Annotated in this window: 19 protein-coding genes; 18 read left to right on the top strand and 1 reads right to left on the bottom strand. The window is 43.6% G+C overall.

All coding sequences use genetic code 11. From position 1 onward, the window contains the following. Positions 1 to 94: 94 nt before the first annotated feature. The gene (locus RQM65_RS00840; RefSeq protein ID WP_314012042.1) at positions 95 to 1,306 is read right to left on the bottom strand and encodes a hypothetical protein; all 1,212 of its coding nucleotides are present in this window, start codon (positions 1,304 to 1,306) and stop codon (positions 95 to 97) included. Between the two features lie 98 nt (positions 1,307 to 1,404). On the opposite strand from RQM65_RS00840, the gene RQM65_RS00835 reads away from it, so the two are divergent. From RQM65_RS00835 to RQM65_RS00750, 18 genes are all read left to right on the top strand, one after another. Next, the gene (locus tag RQM65_RS00835) at positions 1,405 to 2,199 is read left to right on the top strand and encodes a M23 family metallopeptidase (RefSeq protein WP_314012041.1); all 795 of its coding nucleotides are present in this window, start codon (positions 1,405 to 1,407) and stop codon (positions 2,197 to 2,199) included. A gap of 4 nt (positions 2,200 to 2,203) precedes the next feature. Continuing rightward, positions 2,204 to 3,469 carry a hypothetical protein gene (locus RQM65_RS00830; RefSeq protein ID WP_314012040.1) on the top strand — a complete coding sequence of 422 codons (1,266 nt, stop codon included), beginning with the start codon at positions 2,204 to 2,206 and terminating at the stop codon, positions 3,467 to 3,469. Positions 3,470 to 3,536: 67 nt separating this feature from the next. Further along, positions 3,537 to 3,767 carry a hypothetical protein gene (locus RQM65_RS00825; RefSeq protein ID WP_314012039.1) on the top strand — a complete coding sequence of 77 codons (231 nt, stop codon included), beginning with the start codon at positions 3,537 to 3,539 and terminating at the stop codon, positions 3,765 to 3,767. A gap of 36 nt (positions 3,768 to 3,803) precedes the next feature. Further along, positions 3,804 to 4,169 (top strand): hypothetical protein, encoded by a 366-nt coding sequence (locus tag RQM65_RS00820; protein WP_314012038.1) that lies wholly within the window; start codon positions 3,804 to 3,806, stop codon positions 4,167 to 4,169. 6 nt (positions 4,170 to 4,175) lie between these two features. Further along, positions 4,176 to 9,191 (top strand): helicase-related protein, encoded by a 5,016-nt coding sequence (locus RQM65_RS00815; protein ID WP_314012037.1) that lies wholly within the window; start codon positions 4,176 to 4,178, stop codon positions 9,189 to 9,191. Between the two features lie 283 nt (positions 9,192 to 9,474). Continuing rightward, entirely contained in the window at positions 9,475 to 9,963 is a 489-nt protein-coding gene (locus tag RQM65_RS00810) for a PRTRC system protein E (protein ID WP_314012036.1), read from the top strand. After that, positions 9,963 to 10,181: a PRTRC system protein C gene (locus RQM65_RS00805; protein ID WP_314012034.1), complete on the top strand. Its 219-nt coding sequence runs from the start codon at positions 9,963 to 9,965 to the stop codon at positions 10,179 to 10,181. Before RQM65_RS00810 ends, RQM65_RS00805 begins: the two co-directional genes overlap by 1 nt. 36 nt (positions 10,182 to 10,217) lie before the next feature. Further along, complete coding sequence (locus RQM65_RS00800) at positions 10,218 to 11,258, top strand: hypothetical protein (RefSeq protein WP_314012033.1); 1,041 nt, start codon at positions 10,218 to 10,220, stop codon at positions 11,256 to 11,258. A gap of 3 nt (positions 11,259 to 11,261) precedes the next feature. Further along, positions 11,262 to 11,969 (top strand): hypothetical protein, encoded by a 708-nt coding sequence (locus tag RQM65_RS00795; RefSeq protein ID WP_314012031.1) that lies wholly within the window; start codon positions 11,262 to 11,264, stop codon positions 11,967 to 11,969. Then, a complete protein-coding gene (locus RQM65_RS00790; RefSeq protein WP_314012029.1) occupies positions 11,959 to 12,738 on the top strand; it encodes a PRTRC system ThiF family protein in 780 nt (259 codons plus the stop codon). The genes RQM65_RS00795 and RQM65_RS00790 overlap by 11 nt, the downstream gene beginning before the upstream one ends. A 35-nt stretch (positions 12,739 to 12,773) precedes the next feature. Further along, positions 12,774 to 13,001, top strand: coding sequence for a hypothetical protein (locus tag RQM65_RS00785; RefSeq protein WP_314012027.1), 228 nt, complete (start codon positions 12,774 to 12,776; stop codon positions 12,999 to 13,001). A gap of 332 nt (positions 13,002 to 13,333) precedes the next feature. Beyond that, a complete protein-coding gene (locus RQM65_RS00780) occupies positions 13,334 to 13,936 on the top strand; it encodes an AbiEi antitoxin N-terminal domain-containing protein (RefSeq protein ID WP_314012025.1) in 603 nt (200 codons plus the stop codon). Further along, complete coding sequence (locus RQM65_RS00775; protein WP_314012023.1) at positions 13,929 to 14,966, top strand: nucleotidyl transferase AbiEii/AbiGii toxin family protein; 1,038 nt, start codon at positions 13,929 to 13,931, stop codon at positions 14,964 to 14,966. Before RQM65_RS00780 ends, RQM65_RS00775 begins: the two co-directional genes overlap by 8 nt. Positions 14,967 to 15,493: 527 nt before the next feature. After that, a complete protein-coding gene (locus RQM65_RS00770) occupies positions 15,494 to 16,282 on the top strand; it encodes a hypothetical protein (protein WP_314012022.1) in 789 nt (262 codons plus the stop codon). Beyond that, complete coding sequence (locus RQM65_RS00765) at positions 16,279 to 16,764, top strand: hypothetical protein (protein ID WP_314012021.1); 486 nt, start codon at positions 16,279 to 16,281, stop codon at positions 16,762 to 16,764. Before RQM65_RS00770 ends, RQM65_RS00765 begins: the two co-directional genes overlap by 4 nt. A 172-nt stretch (positions 16,765 to 16,936) precedes the next feature. Next, complete coding sequence (locus RQM65_RS00760) at positions 16,937 to 17,278, top strand: plasmid mobilization protein (protein WP_314012019.1); 342 nt, start codon at positions 16,937 to 16,939, stop codon at positions 17,276 to 17,278. Further along, complete coding sequence (locus tag RQM65_RS00755; RefSeq protein WP_314012017.1) at positions 17,275 to 18,303, top strand: relaxase/mobilization nuclease domain-containing protein; 1,029 nt, start codon at positions 17,275 to 17,277, stop codon at positions 18,301 to 18,303. The genes RQM65_RS00760 and RQM65_RS00755 overlap by 4 nt, the downstream gene beginning before the upstream one ends. 26 nt (positions 18,304 to 18,329) lie before the next feature. Continuing rightward, positions 18,330 to 18,575, top strand: coding sequence for a hypothetical protein (locus tag RQM65_RS00750; RefSeq protein WP_314012015.1), 246 nt, complete (start codon positions 18,330 to 18,332; stop codon positions 18,573 to 18,575). The last annotated feature ends 114 nt before the right edge of the window (positions 18,576 to 18,689 follow it).

Raw genomic sequence — 18,689 nt, 5'->3', positions numbered from 1 at the left:
ATAAACAATTGTTAACTTTGTAATTCTGGATATGACATTTCCATTTTTCATGTCCGGAATTAAGGATTGAAGGGGGCGGGAGCGCCCCCTTTATTTATACGGCCATCCTAAAGGCCTTTAATTTTTCGGTTCCGCCATAGGCTCCTTCCTTTTCGAATTCCAACGTCCAATTGGCGTGTACAGGCTTTACAATCTCTACGGTCTTGTCCATATAGTTTCGGTAATAGCTCCAGAGAAAATAGCGAAGTGCGTTCACCTCAAAGGGAATACGGCATAGTACCCATTGTTTTTCCTTGGTCAGTATGATGCTCTTCCTGTTCAGAAGACTTTGATCCGTAACCTTATTGTATTTTAAATACTCCTTTGTTAGACTACCGTTGTATTTTAATACTTCGTTGTGCAGCTTCGCCAACGGTTTCTGGTCTTCGGGATCGAACCGAACGGCCAAATGGTCCTTGCCCACCCTGAACAGAAAACGGGAATCGTTGATAAAGGAAATAAGCATCAGGTCATGGATATAACCTTCTATTTTCGAAGATCCCGTAAAGCTGAGCACCATTTTTTTAAGTTTGGTACGTTTTAATATTTGCACCAGTAATTTCGAGGTCTCGTAATTGATGTCGGAAATTGTGAGATAGACCACATCCTCCAATTTGAACCTCCGATGAAAGGCCATGGCTTCCATGGGATTACGGAGCACCACCAAATGCTTGATGGTATCGGGCACCTTGCTGAACCATACCGATGTGGAAATATCGCTCTCCGCAACAAGGGATAGCTTTCCATCCTTCTCGGTTCCATATCCGGTAAGGGTGTTGGCCAAATTTCGGTAAGGGAAATACAACTGGCCTTCAGGATTTTCGTAAATGCGTTCCTCGAAAATGTCGGAACCGGCACCGTCTACATTTTTCGGTCTTAGGGTAAGTTTCTCGGCAAAAGTTTCAAAATGGTTAAAATTAGTGTCAACGGTTTCAAGCGAATCCTTTGAACGGTCATTAAGAAATAGTTCCGGCTTTTTTTCGAGTTCGGTATAGAAATCTTCGATTTTGGTCCATAGCCCTATTTTTCCCTGCGAATCGGTTCGGGAAAGCCGCTCCAATATGAAGTCGAAGGAAGTAAGCTTTGTTTTTGGCGCGTCGGGTTTATAGTATCGATACCCTGATTCGGTATGGATAACGATATAACGCTCTTTTCCCAATTTATAGGAGATGAACCTATCCGTTTTTCGTTGGACTTCAAGCCCGAAATAATTCATCAAGGCCGACAGGTTTAGCACCGCATCAAATTTTCGCCATCTGTTGTTCATATTTGTAAAAATTACATATATTTGTAATAATTACCACAAATATAAATATTTTTTTGGACTATCAAAATTTTATTTAGGACCGCTTGCAATAATTGATTATGAGTGCATGGAAGAACATCAAGAAAGCCTCTATAGGTTGGATAAAGGGATACGCCCAAAAGGTGGGCGGCGTGACCAATTCCAGCGATAGTGGCCATTTTACCCCGCAAAACAGTAGCTATTGGATTTTTGTCGGGCTGTTCTTTCTTTGCTTCGCGGCCAATCGATTTTTTTTCAGTACTGCCTCAAAGACGGAATACCTTGGAAGCCTAACCAAACAAATAAAGAAGCCCATTGCCAAGGAACTACGGGAAGACTTGGTGTACCAAAAGCTTAGCGACCTATTGGACGACTTGGAGAATTTCGAACAATTGGATCAGCTAAGACCCTTTTTGCCCTTGCGTCCCGAAATCTTGGACAGTGTACCCTCGACGGTTCCCCTCTTCCGTGAACATTATGTGCTGTCAAGTTCCTACGGGAACCGCCGCCACCCTGTACACCGTGTTACTAAAAAGCACTTTGGGGTAGATCTGGCCGCTGAGAAAGATACCCCGATTTATTGTACCGCTGCCGGAAGGGTAGCACATATCGAAAATAACCCTAATGGTCACGGTGTGCATGTTATTATTTCTCATGCCTATGGCTTCAGTACGCTCTATGGGCATATGGAATCCGTGGTTGTCACCAAAGGGGAAGCGCTCGATGCCCATGATTTTATCGGAACCGTTGGAAGTACGGGAATATCCACCGGCCCCCATCTGCACTACGAGGTCATCAAGGATGGCCAAAGGGTAGATCCCGCACCTTCGTTCAACCTTAAATATGAGGTGTATTCCAATTTGAAATCCGATTGAACCGATGAAAACAAAGTTGTACCATATCAGCCATAGTTCCATCAAACTCTTTCAAAGGATTAAAAATCTGGTATCCCGATTTCTGGACCCCAATTTCGATACGTTTAAAAAATTCGAATTCAAGGCAGTTCCAACCGATCAGATGAACGACCTAAGGAAGTTGAGATATGTACGGGACTTGGAATTGGCAAAATACGGTTTTATAAATACCGCATTAAAAGAGCAATTGGCCCATTTAAAAAGCAGGGACCTATTGTTCCAAAAAGACCAAGGTATTGTTCCCGTGGGCCGTATATCCGTTCACGAAGACGAAAATAAGCTGATAAAGCTGTTATTGGGCTATAATAAGACCGAGGATAGGGCTTATATGTCCTTTTACAACGTGAACAATTGCCCGGTCTGGCATAACTATGCCACATCGCTTCTTAAGGAAACTGTCCAGCGTCTCTATCCCTCCATATCCGACCACTTATTTATGAAACACAGGTATTTCGAAAGGGACGTGGAACATTTGGATTCGGGAATCCAAAAGAAATTGCGCCGTCTTTTCAATGGTGCCTTACAAAATATCCATTCCCATAATCGGTATCTGAAAAACGGTATCCAACCGATTATGCTCCCTGTCGGCAAATTGCCGAAACTTTCCAATAGGTTGCCTATTCAATTCAAACAAGGGCCCGAGGGACTTTTCGTTCCCGTAACCATTGGGAAAAACTTTGTCGTGCTAACGCCCTATCTGAAAGTCGCCAATGAAAAAAACCGTCTTTATCTTTCGGTACAAGAGTTCCGTTCCCTGCTTGAACAAAAATCGATAAGCGTTCTTGCCGAAACGAGATACGGAGTTTCCCTTGGAATTCATGGGAACAAAATCTACCTGAAGGCTACAGATGGGGGAGCAAATACGGATTCCTTAAAGCATTGGATGTTGCTGGACGATTTTTTGGAATCAAAAAACGTCCCGAAACGATTAAAATATGAGGTTGCCAAAAATCTTGTCGAAAAAAAGGACTTTATGGTAGTGCTGGACGAAATCCCCATACGTGCGACCAAGGATATCTTACTGCTAAAAAAGCACTACGCTTCGGGAAGAACGTATTTTGCCGTCAAACAAAACGGCAAAAAACCGAAGCCTGCCGATTATAGGCCCATTACCGATTTAAGAGATAAATATCCCCAACATTACGCTGCCTATCGAGAATATGTAAACAAAGCCAATTCTTTGCAACCACTAAGGGCAAAGGAAAAAAGAGGAATTAATATATCATTTTGACACCATGGTTTTTGAGATAAAGATTACTGATACAACCGGACGCCCAATACTTAAGGATGCTTTTTACATGGAAAGTATCACAACAATGCTGGATTTTTCTTTGGGGGTATTGCGACCGTGGAGCGGACCAACCGCGGAAAATGCCTATGAGCTTATTATTTCCTCCGAAAAGAATCGTCACGTTTTGCATCGCTTCGATTCACTTGATGCCGTGATGCAATTCAAAAATGCTTTGTACGGGCACCTTATCGAACTGAACGAAACTCCGTCTAGAGACATGGAAAACGCCAACGAATAGACACATTTAAACGAACCCTATAAAACGACATAGACCATGACACAAGAAGAACTCTTACTTACCTCGGAAATCCAAAAGTTCCGGGCCGACCATCAGGAAACGATCAAGGACTGGGAGCAACAGCTTGCCAACGGCAAATGTGGCCCTGACCTTCATTTCTGCTATTTCGCTTTGAAAACTTTTCCTAACCTGACCGCGCGTTTGGATGCTGCTGAATACCGTTTTGATTTTGCCATCAACGCCCATATCCTTCACGCAAAATTACAGGGACAGTTTCTGGAAGACGGTCACGTCGGGGCCCATGCGAGGGAGTATGCCAATGATGAACTCCTGAAAATCTATAGGGCCTTGGACGAAAAACGGCCCGTGGGCAGGGCGGCCATCCTGAAAACGCTTCAATAGTCCGGGATGAAACAGGAACATTTGATTCAGATCGTTGCCCTAATCAAGGCATCGAATCCCGATAACTATTATATCAATAATGCCGGACTTGCCAAGCTGGGGGAACTCTTGTTCTATCCTTCATCCAGAAAGGAAAAACAGGGAAAACAGTTGTTGCAGGTACTTGAACAGGCGTTTCCGGAGACCTCGAAAGAAATTCTAGATTCGTTGAAGCGGTACCACTTGACAAGTTACTACACGCCAAATGCCCTCATCGAATATAAGATTGGTCTTCTGAAGAAAAACGGGTTCGAGCCCAAAACCGTACTGGAGCCATCCGCAGGCAACGGTGCCTATGTTCAGGAACTGAAAAAGGCTTTTCCCAAGGCCTATATTACCGCTTTGGAACCCGATATCCTATCCTTTGAGATCCTTAAGGCCAATAACCAAAAAGATGACCGCGTAACCGTACTGAACACCACTTTTGAGGATTTTTATCTGGAACGGAGGAAAAATACCCGTTTCGATTTGGTCATGACCAATATCCCTTTTGGCGACATTCCCATTACCAAGGCCTACCGCCACGATTACCTTACGAAAGACTCGCTTAAAAATGTGGGCAACTATTTCAATTTCTATGCTCCGAAAATGGTACGCCGAGGTGGGGTCACCGCCCTGATTACCTCCTCGGCCTTTGCCGAGCGAAGTGCCTACAATGGTTTTAGGGAATCCATATTGCTGGAGAACGATTTGCTGCTTGCCAACCGTTTCAATACCGATCTGTTCGCCAACGAGGGTACCAAGGTCGTATCCGATCTATTGGTATATCGTAGGACTTCCAACAAAAAAGCGCTATCCGCCGACGAGATGGATTTTGCGGATACCGAAGCGATCGAATTGGAGGGCCAAAACTTTCTGACCAATCGTTTTTTCAAGAACAATCCGGAGCATGTTCACGGAACACCTAAGCTCGGTTTTTTTCACAACCGGCCGAATATTGTCTTCGAACCCGACGGAACGCCCTTGTCCGGCTTTTTGGAAGAACGGTCCAATGGTTTTGAATTCAAGGTCGGTTCGGTACCACCCGACACACAGGAAAAACCTAGACCCATACGAAAAACGGATAAAATCGCGAAACAATCGTCAGCAGCAACGGAGAAACCGATTGTCGATACCAATTTACCGGTAATCACGCTACACGATGAAGAGGCCAAACAATTTTCCCGGTTGTTCTTTGGGACCTACAACTTTAACAAGAAGGGCGAGGTGTTGTTCTATACCGACCCCCAGAGCACAAGAAAGGTGCCCCATAAAATCAGGGAATTGGTGTCGGACTATGCTCGTTTAAGAAACGACCTCATTCTGCTCAACCTCAATATCGAAAAACGGGGCCTTTCGCAAAAGGAGATTACCACACGCTTCCAAGATCTGGACTACCAACTGGACACCTTCCATTTTAAATGGGGGCCCCTGAAGGAGCATCTCATATTTCTGAAAGACGACCATTATTTCGAGCAGGTCCGACAACAGTTCGAGAAAAAGGTGGAGGGAGAGGGCTATGGTAAAAATCCGTCGTTCACTTTGGAACGATTTCTTAATGCTCCCATTGCAGTATCACTGCCTACCGCAGCCGTTCCGTCACAGATTGCCCCGGATCCATCAAAACTCGACAAGCCCCGGTTCGAGAACCCTGAACAAATGGCACGCTACCAATTTGACCATATCGGGCAGATCGATATAGGCACCATGGCAACATTCTTTAAGACTACGGAAAGGGAACTGTTATTGAACGGATTGGAGAAACGTTCCTTTTTTCTCGAACCCGATGCGGAATCGGAAACGGGCTATACCATTGTTCCCTATTTTCTGTTTTCCAGCGGCTATATCCAAGATAAAGTCGAATATGTCAGGAAACACCCTCCGCCTTACGAGATTGGAACAGAAATGATGGAACAGGCTTTGATGGAACTGCTTCCGACAAAGTTGGACCTGGCTGAAATAGAGTTCAATTTTGAGAGTTATTTTATCCCCGTTTCCGCAAAGGAATCCTTTCTGGAGGAACTCATAGGCGAGAAGGTCCAGATCAACATGACCCAGTTCAACTCCACCCTGACCCTTATGTTTCCGAGGGAGTTCAACCAAGAGGCCCACGAACGTTTTAGTGTTGTGCTCCACCACGAGGTCAAGGCGAACTACAAACGGATTTTACAGCATTTTGCGGAAAATCGATATCCTGTCATTTTCACTTCGTATAAGGACAGGTCAGGAAAGACCATCAGGAAATTGGACAAAGATGCCACCCTGATGGCGCAAAACCTTTATGAGGAGCTTCAGCTACATTTCAAATCCTTTATCGAGGGTCGTCAAGAGCTGAAAGCCACCATCGAGGAAAACTATTATCAGGCCTTTTTGGCCGACGTCAATATCACGGTGCCCAAAGGATGGCTTACCTTTCCGGACACCTTGGTATACCCGCCCTACCAGCACCAAATCGACTCCACGCTCTTTGGGCTTACCAAAGGAAGTGCCCTGAACGATCATCAGGTGGGCAAGGGAAAGACCCTTTCCATGGCCATGCTGGCCCATAAACTGAAACAGCACGGAAAAAGTAGAAGAACATTGCTGTTGACCCTGAAAAGCGTGGCCCCCCAGATTGAGGCCGAAATCAGGGCTAATTTTCCGCACTTGAACGTGCTTCGGTTGAATTCAAAAAACATGGCCAAAAGCAAGCGGCCCAAAACCTTGCGAACGGTCAAAAACCACAGGGCCATAGACCTGATCATCGCCGAGCACGGCCATTTAAAACAGATTCCCAAGGCAAGGGAATTTGTGCTGGAAACCCTCGAAGAAAAAATCGATATGATCGAGCAGGACCTGCAAACAGCCCGGGAATACGGGAACATCAAGGAATCCAAAAAATTGATCAAAGGCCTGATTAAAAGAAAGGAACATTTGGAGGACAAGCTCCAGGCGACCTTAAAGAAATTGGAGGAACGTTCTGGGGAAACGGAAACGACCCTTACCGATTTGGGCATAGAGGCGTTGATGATCGACGAGGCCCATTATTTCAAGAACATCGGTTTTACGACCCGGCACCAGAACGTATCGGGCCTCAACAATCATTCGGACAGCCAAAGGAACCTAGACCTTGAAATCAGTATAAAATCCATCCACCATCGCATGGGGCCGGACAAAAATATCTTTTTTTATAGTGGTACCCCTTTGAAGAACTCGGTTACCGAACTGTATGCTTATCAGCGCTACCTTACCCCTACAACGCTTAAGCGCAAGAACATCTTCAATTTCGATGCCTGGGCCTCAATATTTCTAAAGCAAAGTGTAAGTATTGAGCCGAACATTTTTGGGGACCCTCGGATGCATGCAAGATTTCGATACTACACCAACCTGCCCGAATTGAGCAAGATGTACAATTCCTTTACCCATATCTGTAGGGACAAACATTTCAAGACACACGACTTTGAGGTCGATCGGGAATTCGTCATTTTGGAATCAACCCCGGCGTACGAAGAACTCAAACAGGCCTCATTAAAGTTTACCAAGGACAGGAACCAGAAGGCATTGTTCAAGTTGCCCATTTATAGCGCGGACCAAATGAAGTCCGCCCACATAACGGCACTTAATATCAACAGGTCACTTTTAATCGACCCTTTGGCCAAGGATAATCTGGCCATCGACTTTTCGGAACTCGACCAATTCAAACTGCAACGCCTGTGCCGGGACATTGCCGAGCTTTATAAAAAAACAACAGAGCACAAAGGCGTATGCCTGGTATTCTCCGACCTGAACGTTTGGAAACCGGGACAATACAACTCGTACGACACGGTTCGTGAAATCCTTCAAGAAGACTATGGCATTCCTGCCAATGAAATTGCTTTGGCCCAAGAGGAAAAAGCAAGGAATAGGACCGATAAAATGCAGGAGAAAATCCGAAGCGGCGAAATACGGGTAGCTCTGGGCAGTACCCAAGTTTTAGGTACGGGCACCAACATTCAAAAAAGGGTCGTCGGTATTTTTCATATGGATATTCCCTATTCCCCCGATGCTTTTGATCAAAGGGCCGGACGCGGTTTACGAAAAGGCAATGAAGTAGCACAAGTTTATGGCAACACGGTCGTGGAACGGTTCTATGGCATAAAAGATTCCACCGATATCTTTTCCTATTCGCTCAATACCCATAAAGAAAAGTTTCGGGAACAGATTCGGGAAGCCGACCCGAACAAACGTGTTTATGATGACCTTGTTCCCGATGACAAAAGCCTTTCGTATGAACAGATGCAGGCCGCCCTTATTGGCGATATGGACCAGTTCCAATTGGTAAAGCTTTCCGACGATCTCAAGTTTTTACAGTCGCAGAAACGATTGCACGAACTCAACAAAGCAAATTCCTTTAAGGCCGTTGAACGGATCGAAAAGGAGAACAAACAAATCATCTCACAATTGGTCGAGCTTGAAGGCGCACAAAAAGTAATACAAACTTTCAACTTACCGATCGATGAAGGTGCATTCGAGGATTCGTCCCGATTAAAAGAAGGATTGAACGATCTAATTTCAAATTCCGTTCTTGTATCCAAAGAACTCTTGAACAAGGAGCCCAAGGAGTTTATCAGGCATTTGGGTCTTACAATTGTCGAACGGTCAAAGCTAAACTTGAACATTCAAAAACATAAAAGAGTCGCCCATTTGCCCGCTCTTAATGTGAATCTGGTTTTTCAAGCGGAATATATGCCTTCGAACGAGCATTATCTTTACTCTTTTAGATTGGAATTTAAAGACACACATATTTCAGGTAGAAAACAGCAGCGTTTCGACCCTGAAAAAGTGGCCATGCAACTTATCAAGTTATGTCAAAAGGTGGCGCGTGAAATCAAATCAAAAAAATTCGATTTGGATTATAACCTACGCTCGATGGAGACCCATAAAAAGAAAACAGCCATTGGCTTCCCTATGGAAAAAACGGCCAAGATGCAGGTTTTACAACAGGATATCAGAGAACTCAAACGAAAAAGGGCGGTTAAGGTTTAACCGGTCCAAAACATATATCATATCTCCCATCTTTGGATTGACGTTGCGAATCATTTCTGAAAGATTTGGAAAAATCTTGGAAACCCCTCCAACAAATTGAAGTAACTCCGCGCAATCTCCATTTACAAACACCTGTTCCAACGCCCCTTCGGGGCGTATTTTGTGGAGAGGGAAAGAAGAAGTCAAGGGTGGATTTTGGCCTGATTTTGCGAGGGTTTTCAAGGGTATGGGCGTATCTTGAAGGTAGTTAAGTAATTGTATAACAAGCAAATACCTCTTCAAGATGAGCAATTTTTTTTCGACCTTGAAACAGATGGGTATCGAACAGTATGGTATCAGTATTCTGTTCGATGATGAGACGGTCAGCGTATCCGTACTTCCCAAATCGAACGCCAAGGACAAGGCACTCCAATCCCTGAAACCACTTACCCTACGGGGAAACGTTACTGAAGTGGATGAGAAATTCTTCCAAATTCTACAAAAGCCACTGGAGCAAACGAAAGCCCTGTTCAGGAACACTGTTGCCTTCGAGAAATCGTTGAAAGAAACCGAACAAAAGACCCAACAGGCGAAAAAGAAAAAGGAATCGACCGCCAAGAAAGCGACCGAGCTTAAGCAACTCTTAAAGGAGAAGGGCTTTAACCCGATGCAAGACCACAAAAAAGCTACGGACCTTGCCACGGCAATTTTGAAGATAGACCCTGAACACAAGGAAGCCAAAAAGGTCATTGACGATATGAAAGCATACGACAACCCTCAACTTTTCAACTAATGGAAGTAGCTACTATAACACGAAAGTACGTTTATCAAAATGGTAACAACAACTCCATAGAATTGGATGACATCGATTACAACTTGACCCATGAGCAGATTATGGAACACTATGCACAGTTATATGCAGAACTGACCAACGCTAACATCATGGACAAGGGTATCGTAAACGGCTACCATGAAATCCACTTCAAGACCTTGGCGGGAACAAAGGGATAGAACGATGAACATAGACGATTTTTTGAGAAAAGACCGATGCAAGCCGAAATACAGATTGAACCCCCCAAGAGATTTAACAATGTTCCACGACCGACTGTTTCGGGCGGTACAGCAGAAACACTATCAACGGGGAATACAAAGACCGAAGGTACTGCAACCAAAGGTTTTTCCATTTCTGACATAAACCTGTTGCCCGTTCTATTCCATCCGCTAATAGAAGAGGATTCCTATACCGACATTCGGGAACTTGCCCGATTGATGGTAGCCGTTACCCGAAAGTTTACGAGAAGCATCGACCATTGGGAATTTGTACCAACCGATAGTTTGGACGATGTAGTACTACGGTGTACCCATAGGTTGAGGACTAGGGGCAATATCGACCATATCGAAGTTCTTAGAGACGATGGAAACTTAAGGTTGATATTGAAAAAGTTCATCGGCAACCGCAGTACGGTGTACTTTATTCCCGTCTGTCCGATTATCGAACTAAGGCATCGAAACCGACCACTCTTTCACATTCTGCTGTCCTTCGTCAAAAGCCTGCCCTACGGTGGACTGTTCCCAAGCTGTGAATCAAGGATCGACTGGCTATGGGAATTTCTCTTTGAGGATGTAGCGTACTACAAGGATAACAAGAATGTCATGAAGAACCATTCGACCAAGTTCTACGCACGGTATAAGACCTTTTTGGAATCCTACGAAATCAGGGATTGGAAAACCCTATTGGACAAATACCAACCTCAAAAACCGATTTACAAACAAATCAAGGAATTGTTGCTAAAGGCGGAAACCATCGATTTTCAGGTGCCATTTTTGTTGAGCGTCAAGGATGGGTATGACTGTATGTTCGAGCATTGGGAATCATTCCTTGTAGTCGATAGGGAAGATAGCGCATTCGCCAATGGGTACATCCAAATGCTCAACGACTGCTCGAACGATTACGATATTATTTCCGCCTATCAACATACCGTTGCCGAAAACGGAAATATAGAACCCTTCGATGATGGCATCCCCCATCGATTGAACCAATTGGAAGAATTTATCAATGACCTGAGCGAACTCTTAAATAAACTCTAGCACATGGAACAAACAGCCGTATTGAACGCCAAAGATCACTTCTTGCCAAAATTCGCGATCATTGGATATGAACGGGAAGACGAGAACTATCGCAACGACCACTACTTTTCGTACCACGAGGTAGCAGGAACAAAGTTGACCGCAGGGATGCCATTGACAAAGGACACCGCCCGAAACATTTTTACCTGTTTGGAGGGCGATCTAATAAAGTTCCGCTTCAAGGGAATGCTTCCAAAGAACCTGATACACTTCGATTTTAAGGGTAATTTTCAACTGATATGGTATGTACATCCCAAACAACGGATGCTTTACTTCGATACCAAAACGGGCATCCCATCGGGAAAATATCCCTTGCCCAAATTGATTTTCAAATTGGAGGGCAACGCTTTAAAGGTATTCGCCCTGAACCGAAAAGATGCACTAACGGACGACACGCCTATATACCATGCCCCGTTGCTGAATATAGGTAGGCAGGGCAATGTGTGTATGGGAAATACCTCAATGGATTATGATGGATTTGAATACTACGAGGACGTTATGGAATTTGTGGAACAACAGTTCTTTCGTTCCGTTTTCACCGAAACGCACCATAACCAATTGGTAGATGGCAATATAGTGAACGTAATGAAGCAAAATTTCGAGAAACCGTCATTTGACGATGAAGTATTGATAGCCAACAAAATGACCTTAAACCAACACTATGAAAACTAGGATACACTTTGCCCCCAACTATTTTTATAACCCGACACATCCCATTACGGTTGCGTTGATAGGGGTCGGTGGAACAGGCTCATTGATGCTCGCAAGATTGGCAAGGATAGATTATGCCCTACGGCAAGTAGGACACCCAGGGTTGCATGTCATTGCCTATGATTCCGATAAGGTAGAGCCGAACAATGTAGGACGGCAACTTTATACCCTATCGGATATCGGGGAATACAAAGTGGTCAATGCCGTATGCAAAGTCAATATGGCTTTTGGTCTACAATGGCAGGGCATTCCGATGGATGCATTGCCCGAAGGAGAGGATGTACGGGCGAATATCACCATCACTTGCGTTGACAATGCCCGTTTTCGGGTACAATTGGTACAATCGATTCAACACAGTAATAAAAGCTCAGATTACGCCAATAGATACTACTGGTTGGATTTGGGCAACAGTAGGAATACAGGGCAATTTGTTTTGGGAACGTTGCTCGATGAGGAGCGAAAAATGGAACGGGAAGATTTTGAAATGGTGGATAAACTGAAAAACATTATCGACTTTTTTCCCGATCTGGATGCGCACGATACCCCGAACTTACAGGGGGCGGGATGCGCCTATTCTGACAAATTGCAAGAACAATCCTTGTTTATCAATGATGTATTGGTTGCCCATGCGTCCGACTGTCTGTTTCGGTTGTTGTACCATAAGCAGATACAGAAGCACGGGGCATTTGTGAATTTGGAATCGGGCAAGGTAAACTCGATTAATGTCTGAAATAAACTACCAAAGGAAAGTAAAACCAAACCTATATGCTATCTATTGAAATTCTATATCAAAAATTGCCCTTTCTGGGTTTTATTATTTTCATGATCATCATTATGAAAGGATTGCTTAGGTTCAAACGTTTTTTGAGAATTCCGTTTTTGCTCTTTCTTTTCATTATGGTCGGTATTCCCTTTATCAAGGATTTGGTGTGGCTTTTTGGGGCATTGGAAATATCCGCTTGGGGATATCATATCGCCAAACAATGGCCGTGATCGTATTCTTGACCGTTCATAGTAACCTCCATTTTTATTGACCCATCTTTTTCTCTCCCTTCCCATGGTTTCTGCGGGAGTTGAACAAAAGCCGCACCTTAACGGCCTTCCGAAATCCCTACGGGATGTCGGGGCCGAGCGGTTTGCTTTCGCACAACCCCCTCGAAACGGAACGGAAACGTATGGAAGTCTCCTACGGGGATTCCATACATTTCCTTTCGTATTATCGGTTCAAATGGTTTATGCTATTCTGTTCAACCCTATTTTCATAATTGCGGCATTAAAATTGTAACAAATATTTACTAAATTTGTTACAAAATTGATTTGCATGTATGGAGAGTGTTGAGTCCAAAATAAAAAAGGCCGTTTCCGAAAGGGAAAGGGGAGAACTGTTGTTTCCCGATGATTTTAGGGAATTAGGTTCATCGGAAGCTATACGTTTGGCCCTGCATAGAATCGAAAAAGAAGGTTTTATAAAAAGGGTGGCCCAAGGAATCTATGTTCGCCCCAAGATAAGTGATTATGCGGGAGAGGTTATGCCAACGGCAGAAGAGATCGCAATGGCCATAGCCAAAAGGGACAAAATCAGGTTAGTGCCTACTGGAGTATATGCCTTAAGTGCCTTGGGCCTTAGTACACAAGTTCCCATGAAGCTTGTCTTTCTAACCGACGGAGCTCCCCGCGAGATAAAGCTGGGAAAACGGAGCATAAAATTAAAGAAGACCACCCCCAAGAATTTATCTGCCAAGGGAGAGATAAGCAGACTGGTGATACAGGCCCTTCGTGAAATCGGAAAAGAACGATTGACCGATGAGGAAGAAGCAAAAATTGTGACTCTTTTGAAAGAAGAAGACCAAAAGGACTTACTTCACGATATTGCACTGGCACCGGTATGGATTAGGAAGATTATGAAAAAGGGTTTGAACCATGGATAAAATGAAGTTTTACGACATACCTGCAGCGGACAGGCTTGCCATCTATAAAAATGTGGAAAACAAAACGGGAATACCCGATTTTGCCGTTGAAAAGGATTGGTGGGTCGTCCAGACATTGAAGGTCATCTTTGAAATGGGGATAGCGGAGCATTTGGTCTTTAAGGGAGGGACGTCTTTAAGCAAGGCATGGAAACTCATAGATCGGTTTTCCGAAGATGTTGACTTGGCAGTTGACCGTGGATTTTTTGGGTATTCCGGGGAACTGTCAAAAAAACAATTGACCAAACTGAGGAAAGAAACAAGCTCCTATATTTCAGGGGAATTCTATCCTGAGTTGCAAGAGCGATTTAAGAAAAAAGGATTAAAGGATGTCGAATTTAACATCGTTCCCGCTGAATCGAGCGACCAAGACCCGCGTATTATTGAAATCTACTATCCTTATATCACGAAATCCCCCGGATATATCCAGCCGAGGGTACAAGTTGAGATTGGTTGCCGCTCCCTAAGGGAACCCTTTGATTTAAAGCCGATACACTCTTTTGTGGATGAGGAATATCCTGATGCCGAATTCGTCGAACCTCCGGTAACAGTTCCCTCCGTAACTCCCGAAAGGACTTTTTTGGAAAAACTATTTCTACTGCACGAGGAATTTCAACGTCCCAAGGAAAAAATAAGGGTAGACAGGCTAAGTCGTCATTTGTACGATGTTTTTCAATTATCGAAAACGGAATTTGCGACCAATGCCATCCATGACCAAGGATTATATGAAACCATCGTAAACCATAGATTTGTTTTTACGAAACTTGGTGGGGTCGATTATAATTTCCACCAGCCCCACCACATACGGCCCATTCCATCATCGAAATTTGAAGAAGATTGGAAGTCCGATTATAGAACGATGCAGGAGCAGATGATTTATGGGGATTCCCCAGCCTATGAGGATTTGGTCAAGGGAATCCAAGCCTTTTTACAAGGTATGAACGCTTTGGATTGGAGAATGAAACTGGAATTTCCAAAACCGAAAAGTTGAGAATAGTCAGGGAAAGGTTTTGGTCATAACTTTATATATCAAAAAGTAGTAACAAAGAATCACAATTGTTAATTTTTGTGAGGTTACCAGATTTATCTGACAACAATCAATTTGTAAACTAAATGGGAAAAATTATGAAGGTCAGTTCGAAGAAGTATTTAAGCGTAATGGCTATACTATTGTCCATATCTCTGATTTCGTTCATAGTGCCACTTTTTGCGAAATTGGACGTTCAAGAGATTAAAGTGGTTTTTGTGATAAGAATATTCACTCTGGTTATTTTTACATTAATGGCGATAGTTCCATTAATTCTATTCTCTATTGAAAAACCCAAGTCTAAGTAAACGATGCCAAAATTAACTAGGGAGGAGATAAATTACGTCCCAAAGGTAATTGGGATATATAAGACCACTTTTCTATTAATGGTATCCTTATTACTGAAGGCAAGAAAAGGCAATTTAGAGAAGGTTGAATATAAAGTGATAGAATTTTTGAATCTATCCCGTTTCATTGATTAAATTTATACCATGTCGGAAACCCTATATAAAGTACTGGATTTCAGTCGGCCGATAGGCCGACAGTCATTTAGAGAGGTCATCAGAGAGCTGGATAATACTTCCCCTTCCCACAATAAATTTATACTTTCGGAGGATCAACTGAAGACCCTTATCGCCGTCATCTTTACTTATGGGCTTCATTATGACGAGGTACCAGTAGAGCAAAGGGAACTTTTGCTAAAGGCGATTCTAGAAGGTAAACAACCACTGTTCGACCTATCCCAAACATTTGCAAAACACTTAATGAACAATCTGGGCGATTCTGCTATATTGCAGTTAGATGCACTCCAAAATAGTGAATATGATTTGAAACGTCCATTGTCCAATGAACCGCTTGTAGATTTTGTAGAGGAAGAACTGTTGGACCAGACCACATCGTACCGAAAATGGGAATATGGCCGATTCTCCGTGGCTTACATGGCGGCACATTTATCGATGCAGGTCGGATGGGAAAATGTGGAAAAAAACGTGCAAGAAAACAAACCGCGTCCCGAGGCTTATCTCAAAAATTTCAGTAAGGAATTGGAAAATTCCCGCTATAATCTCGATGCGCATGAACAGTTATTGCTTCATCTTATCGTAAAGTCCAAGCTGTGGCCCAAAAAAACTGCCATGGCCGATTATCTGTTGGCGGGTTCGATAACGCAACAACGCCTGTTGGGCCTCTCTATACGGTCTGAAAAACTTGCCTCGACCTTGAAAAATGCTTTGCAGAATGTTCCAACCATAAACAAACGCAGGGGCGGTCCAAAATTATGATTCCATCCGAAAAACTGCTTAGGTATCTGGAAGATTTGGCCAAGGAGGAACATCCGGAAATCAACGGGAAAGAGTATTCCCGATCACAGGTTGTACTGGCCGAACGTCTGGTACGAGATGTACAAAAAGCGGTCGGCATCGCTTCACAAAAACCGAAACTCTCCCGTAGGAGGTCTTTTATCGTAATCTTGGAAGAACTTTTTTACAATGTCCCAAAATATCCCGATGACCTAACCCTTGATGGTATCCATAGAAGGGCTTCCCAACGGTTCGAGTACATGAACAGGGATGTAAAATCCTTTACCACGCCCACAGAGGTGCATCCCAAAGACCCATGCACTTATTATGAGGACAATGCTCATGCCAAGGCACGCTATAGGTCAGCATTGCAACACCTTGTATTGGAATCCCAAAGATACTTTCGGGTTCCGGAAGCCGAAACTTCCCTCAAAGTCCTGTTTGAGGACGTAAAACTCTGCTGAATCCATTTACCGTACAACACTCCATGTACGTCAAAGCCCTTGTTGACTTGCGATATGTTTTAGGTTTGGCCTAAGTTAATCGGAGGTCACGTAGCAAGCCATGTTTTTGCAAGCAAAAACCGCTCACTTCGTTCGCGAGACTTGTTGGGTATCCTCCCCAAACCCCTGAATTATGGCACGGCCAAAAAAAGATATTGAATCATTGAAAGCGATACGGGTAAACGTGCGCATGACGGTCAACGAATATTTGATCGTTTCCGGAAATGCGGCCACGTTGGGCATGGGCATACCGGACTACATCCGAAAAAGGGTCACGGGCAGACCGCTTCCCAGGACCAAAATAACACCAGAGGATAGAAGACTTTTCGTCGAGCTGAGCCGGATAGGAAATAACATTAATCAGCTTACGAAAAATTCCCATTTGCGCATGCACTCGCCTAAAATTCTGCACCAGCAACTTGCAGAGCTAAGACGGATGTTACATGAACTAAAATCTAATATCAAGAACAAATGATAGCCAAACAGATAAAGGGCAAGGATTTTTACGGACTGTTGGCCTACAACCAAAAAAAGGTAGAACAGGGCGAGGCCGTTGTACTGGACGCAAACATCGATTTGGACAGTACGGTGGAGATGACCAAAGAGTTCAATTTGGTAAGAAAGTTACGCCCTAGATTAAGCAAAGCAGTATATCATGTTTCCCTGAACCTTCCGCCGAATGAAAAAATGAGTGACAAGGAATTCGTTTTAATGGGATCTGACTATCTCAAGGGAATGGGATTCGATGACAACCAATACATCATGTACCGCCATAACGACCAAAGCCACCAACACATCCATATCGTTGCCAACAGGGTAAAACTATCCGGGGCGCTGGTCAGCGATAGCAACGATTATGAGCGCAGTGAACGTTTGGTCCGAAAACTGGAAAAGAAATATGGTCTTTCAGAGCTACCGGACGCAACTTTGGAGCGAAGGGCGGCACTCACTCAAAAAGAGATTGAAAAATCGCTTCGCACCGGTAACGCACCGATAAAAAGTATACTTCAACAGCAACTGAGGGAGGCATTAAAATGCTCAAATACTACCGAAGAGTTCATCCATCAATTGCGGTCTAGGGATATTCGCCCAAAGTTCAATATCAGCAAAACAACGGGAAGGGTCTCCGGTATCTCCTTCAAATATGAAGGAGTGATTTATAAGGGGAGCAGTCTTGGTCGAAAATATTCATGGAACAACATCATAAAACAAATCGATTATGAACAAATCAGAGACCGTACAGTTATTCTCGAAAATAATCATCCAGAACAAGGAAATAAAGGAGCTTTTGCTCAAGATACAGGCTCATCAAGGAACGTTGGCGGAGAAACAAAAGTTGCTGAGGGATGGACAGTCCAAATTAGTGAAAAACCAAAATACGATCTGGGAGGCGCTCAAAAGGATGGCCTAGAAGACGAACCTTTCACCCCGTTCAAAATGGAACTGGAAGATTTCGACCAGAGGAAGCGAAGGAAAAAGAGAAAAAGAAAAAAGAAATAAACTGGCTTTGGGCACTATTAGATTCAATGAGTAATCAGGTAAACATACAGCCACTTAATCTGACCGGAAAGGCGTTTTGCGAAAAGCTTGGCGTATCTTATAATGGCCAAATTATGCAGGCCCTGCGGGAATTGGGGTTAGTTAGTTTCTTTAAAGTGGGTAAAAAATACTTGTACGCTTATGAGGATATTGATGCGGTCAATCAAAAACTCAGGAAAGGGGAAATATCCATAAAGGTTAATAATGGCTATTATATTACTTTGAACGAGTAGGGGGCAAGGTGGTTTCTGCATTCTTAGTTGAATATTTCGCAAAAATGACTTTTTTGGAACTCTTTACTGTTTTCAATCATCAAAATTCTCCATTGGTTCTGCCTTGAAAATCAT

This window comes from Pricia mediterranea (assembly GCF_032248455.1).
In the GTDB taxonomy this organism is placed as follows: domain Bacteria; phylum Bacteroidota; class Bacteroidia; order Flavobacteriales; family Flavobacteriaceae; genus Pricia; species Pricia mediterranea.
This window is presented reverse-complemented; position numbering and strand designations above follow the sequence as displayed.

Bases quoted from the DNA above. Each gene is read 5' to 3' on its own strand.
- RQM65_RS00840 (WP_314012042.1), bottom strand. From the start codon at position 1,306: ATGAACAACAGATGGCGAAAATTTGATGCGGTGCTAAACCTGTCGGCC.
- RQM65_RS00835 (WP_314012041.1), top strand. From the start codon at position 1,405: ATGAGTGCATGGAAGAACATCAAGAAAGCCTCTATAGGTTGGATAAAG.
- RQM65_RS00830 (WP_314012040.1), top strand. From the start codon at position 2,204: ATGAAAACAAAGTTGTACCATATCAGCCATAGTTCCATCAAACTCTTT.
- RQM65_RS00825 (WP_314012039.1), top strand. From the start codon at position 3,537: ATGGAAAGTATCACAACAATGCTGGATTTTTCTTTGGGGGTATTGCGA.
- RQM65_RS00820 (WP_314012038.1), top strand. From the start codon at position 3,804: ATGACACAAGAAGAACTCTTACTTACCTCGGAAATCCAAAAGTTCCGG.
- RQM65_RS00815 (WP_314012037.1), top strand. From the start codon at position 4,176: ATGAAACAGGAACATTTGATTCAGATCGTTGCCCTAATCAAGGCATCG.
- RQM65_RS00810 (WP_314012036.1), top strand. From the start codon at position 9,475: ATGAGCAATTTTTTTTCGACCTTGAAACAGATGGGTATCGAACAGTAT.
- RQM65_RS00805 (WP_314012034.1), top strand. From the start codon at position 9,963: ATGGAAGTAGCTACTATAACACGAAAGTACGTTTATCAAAATGGTAAC.
- RQM65_RS00800 (WP_314012033.1), top strand. From the start codon at position 10,218: ATGCAAGCCGAAATACAGATTGAACCCCCCAAGAGATTTAACAATGTT.
- RQM65_RS00795 (WP_314012031.1), top strand. From the start codon at position 11,262: ATGGAACAAACAGCCGTATTGAACGCCAAAGATCACTTCTTGCCAAAA.
- RQM65_RS00790 (WP_314012029.1), top strand. From the start codon at position 11,959: ATGAAAACTAGGATACACTTTGCCCCCAACTATTTTTATAACCCGACA.
- RQM65_RS00785 (WP_314012027.1), top strand. From the start codon at position 12,774: ATGCTATCTATTGAAATTCTATATCAAAAATTGCCCTTTCTGGGTTTT.
- RQM65_RS00780 (WP_314012025.1), top strand. From the start codon at position 13,334: ATGGAGAGTGTTGAGTCCAAAATAAAAAAGGCCGTTTCCGAAAGGGAA.
- RQM65_RS00775 (WP_314012023.1), top strand. From the start codon at position 13,929: ATGGATAAAATGAAGTTTTACGACATACCTGCAGCGGACAGGCTTGCC.
- RQM65_RS00770 (WP_314012022.1), top strand. From the start codon at position 15,494: ATGTCGGAAACCCTATATAAAGTACTGGATTTCAGTCGGCCGATAGGC.
- RQM65_RS00765 (WP_314012021.1), top strand. From the start codon at position 16,279: ATGATTCCATCCGAAAAACTGCTTAGGTATCTGGAAGATTTGGCCAAG.
- RQM65_RS00760 (WP_314012019.1), top strand. From the start codon at position 16,937: ATGGCACGGCCAAAAAAAGATATTGAATCATTGAAAGCGATACGGGTA.
- RQM65_RS00755 (WP_314012017.1), top strand. From the start codon at position 17,275: ATGATAGCCAAACAGATAAAGGGCAAGGATTTTTACGGACTGTTGGCC.
- RQM65_RS00750 (WP_314012015.1), top strand. From the start codon at position 18,330: ATGAGTAATCAGGTAAACATACAGCCACTTAATCTGACCGGAAAGGCG.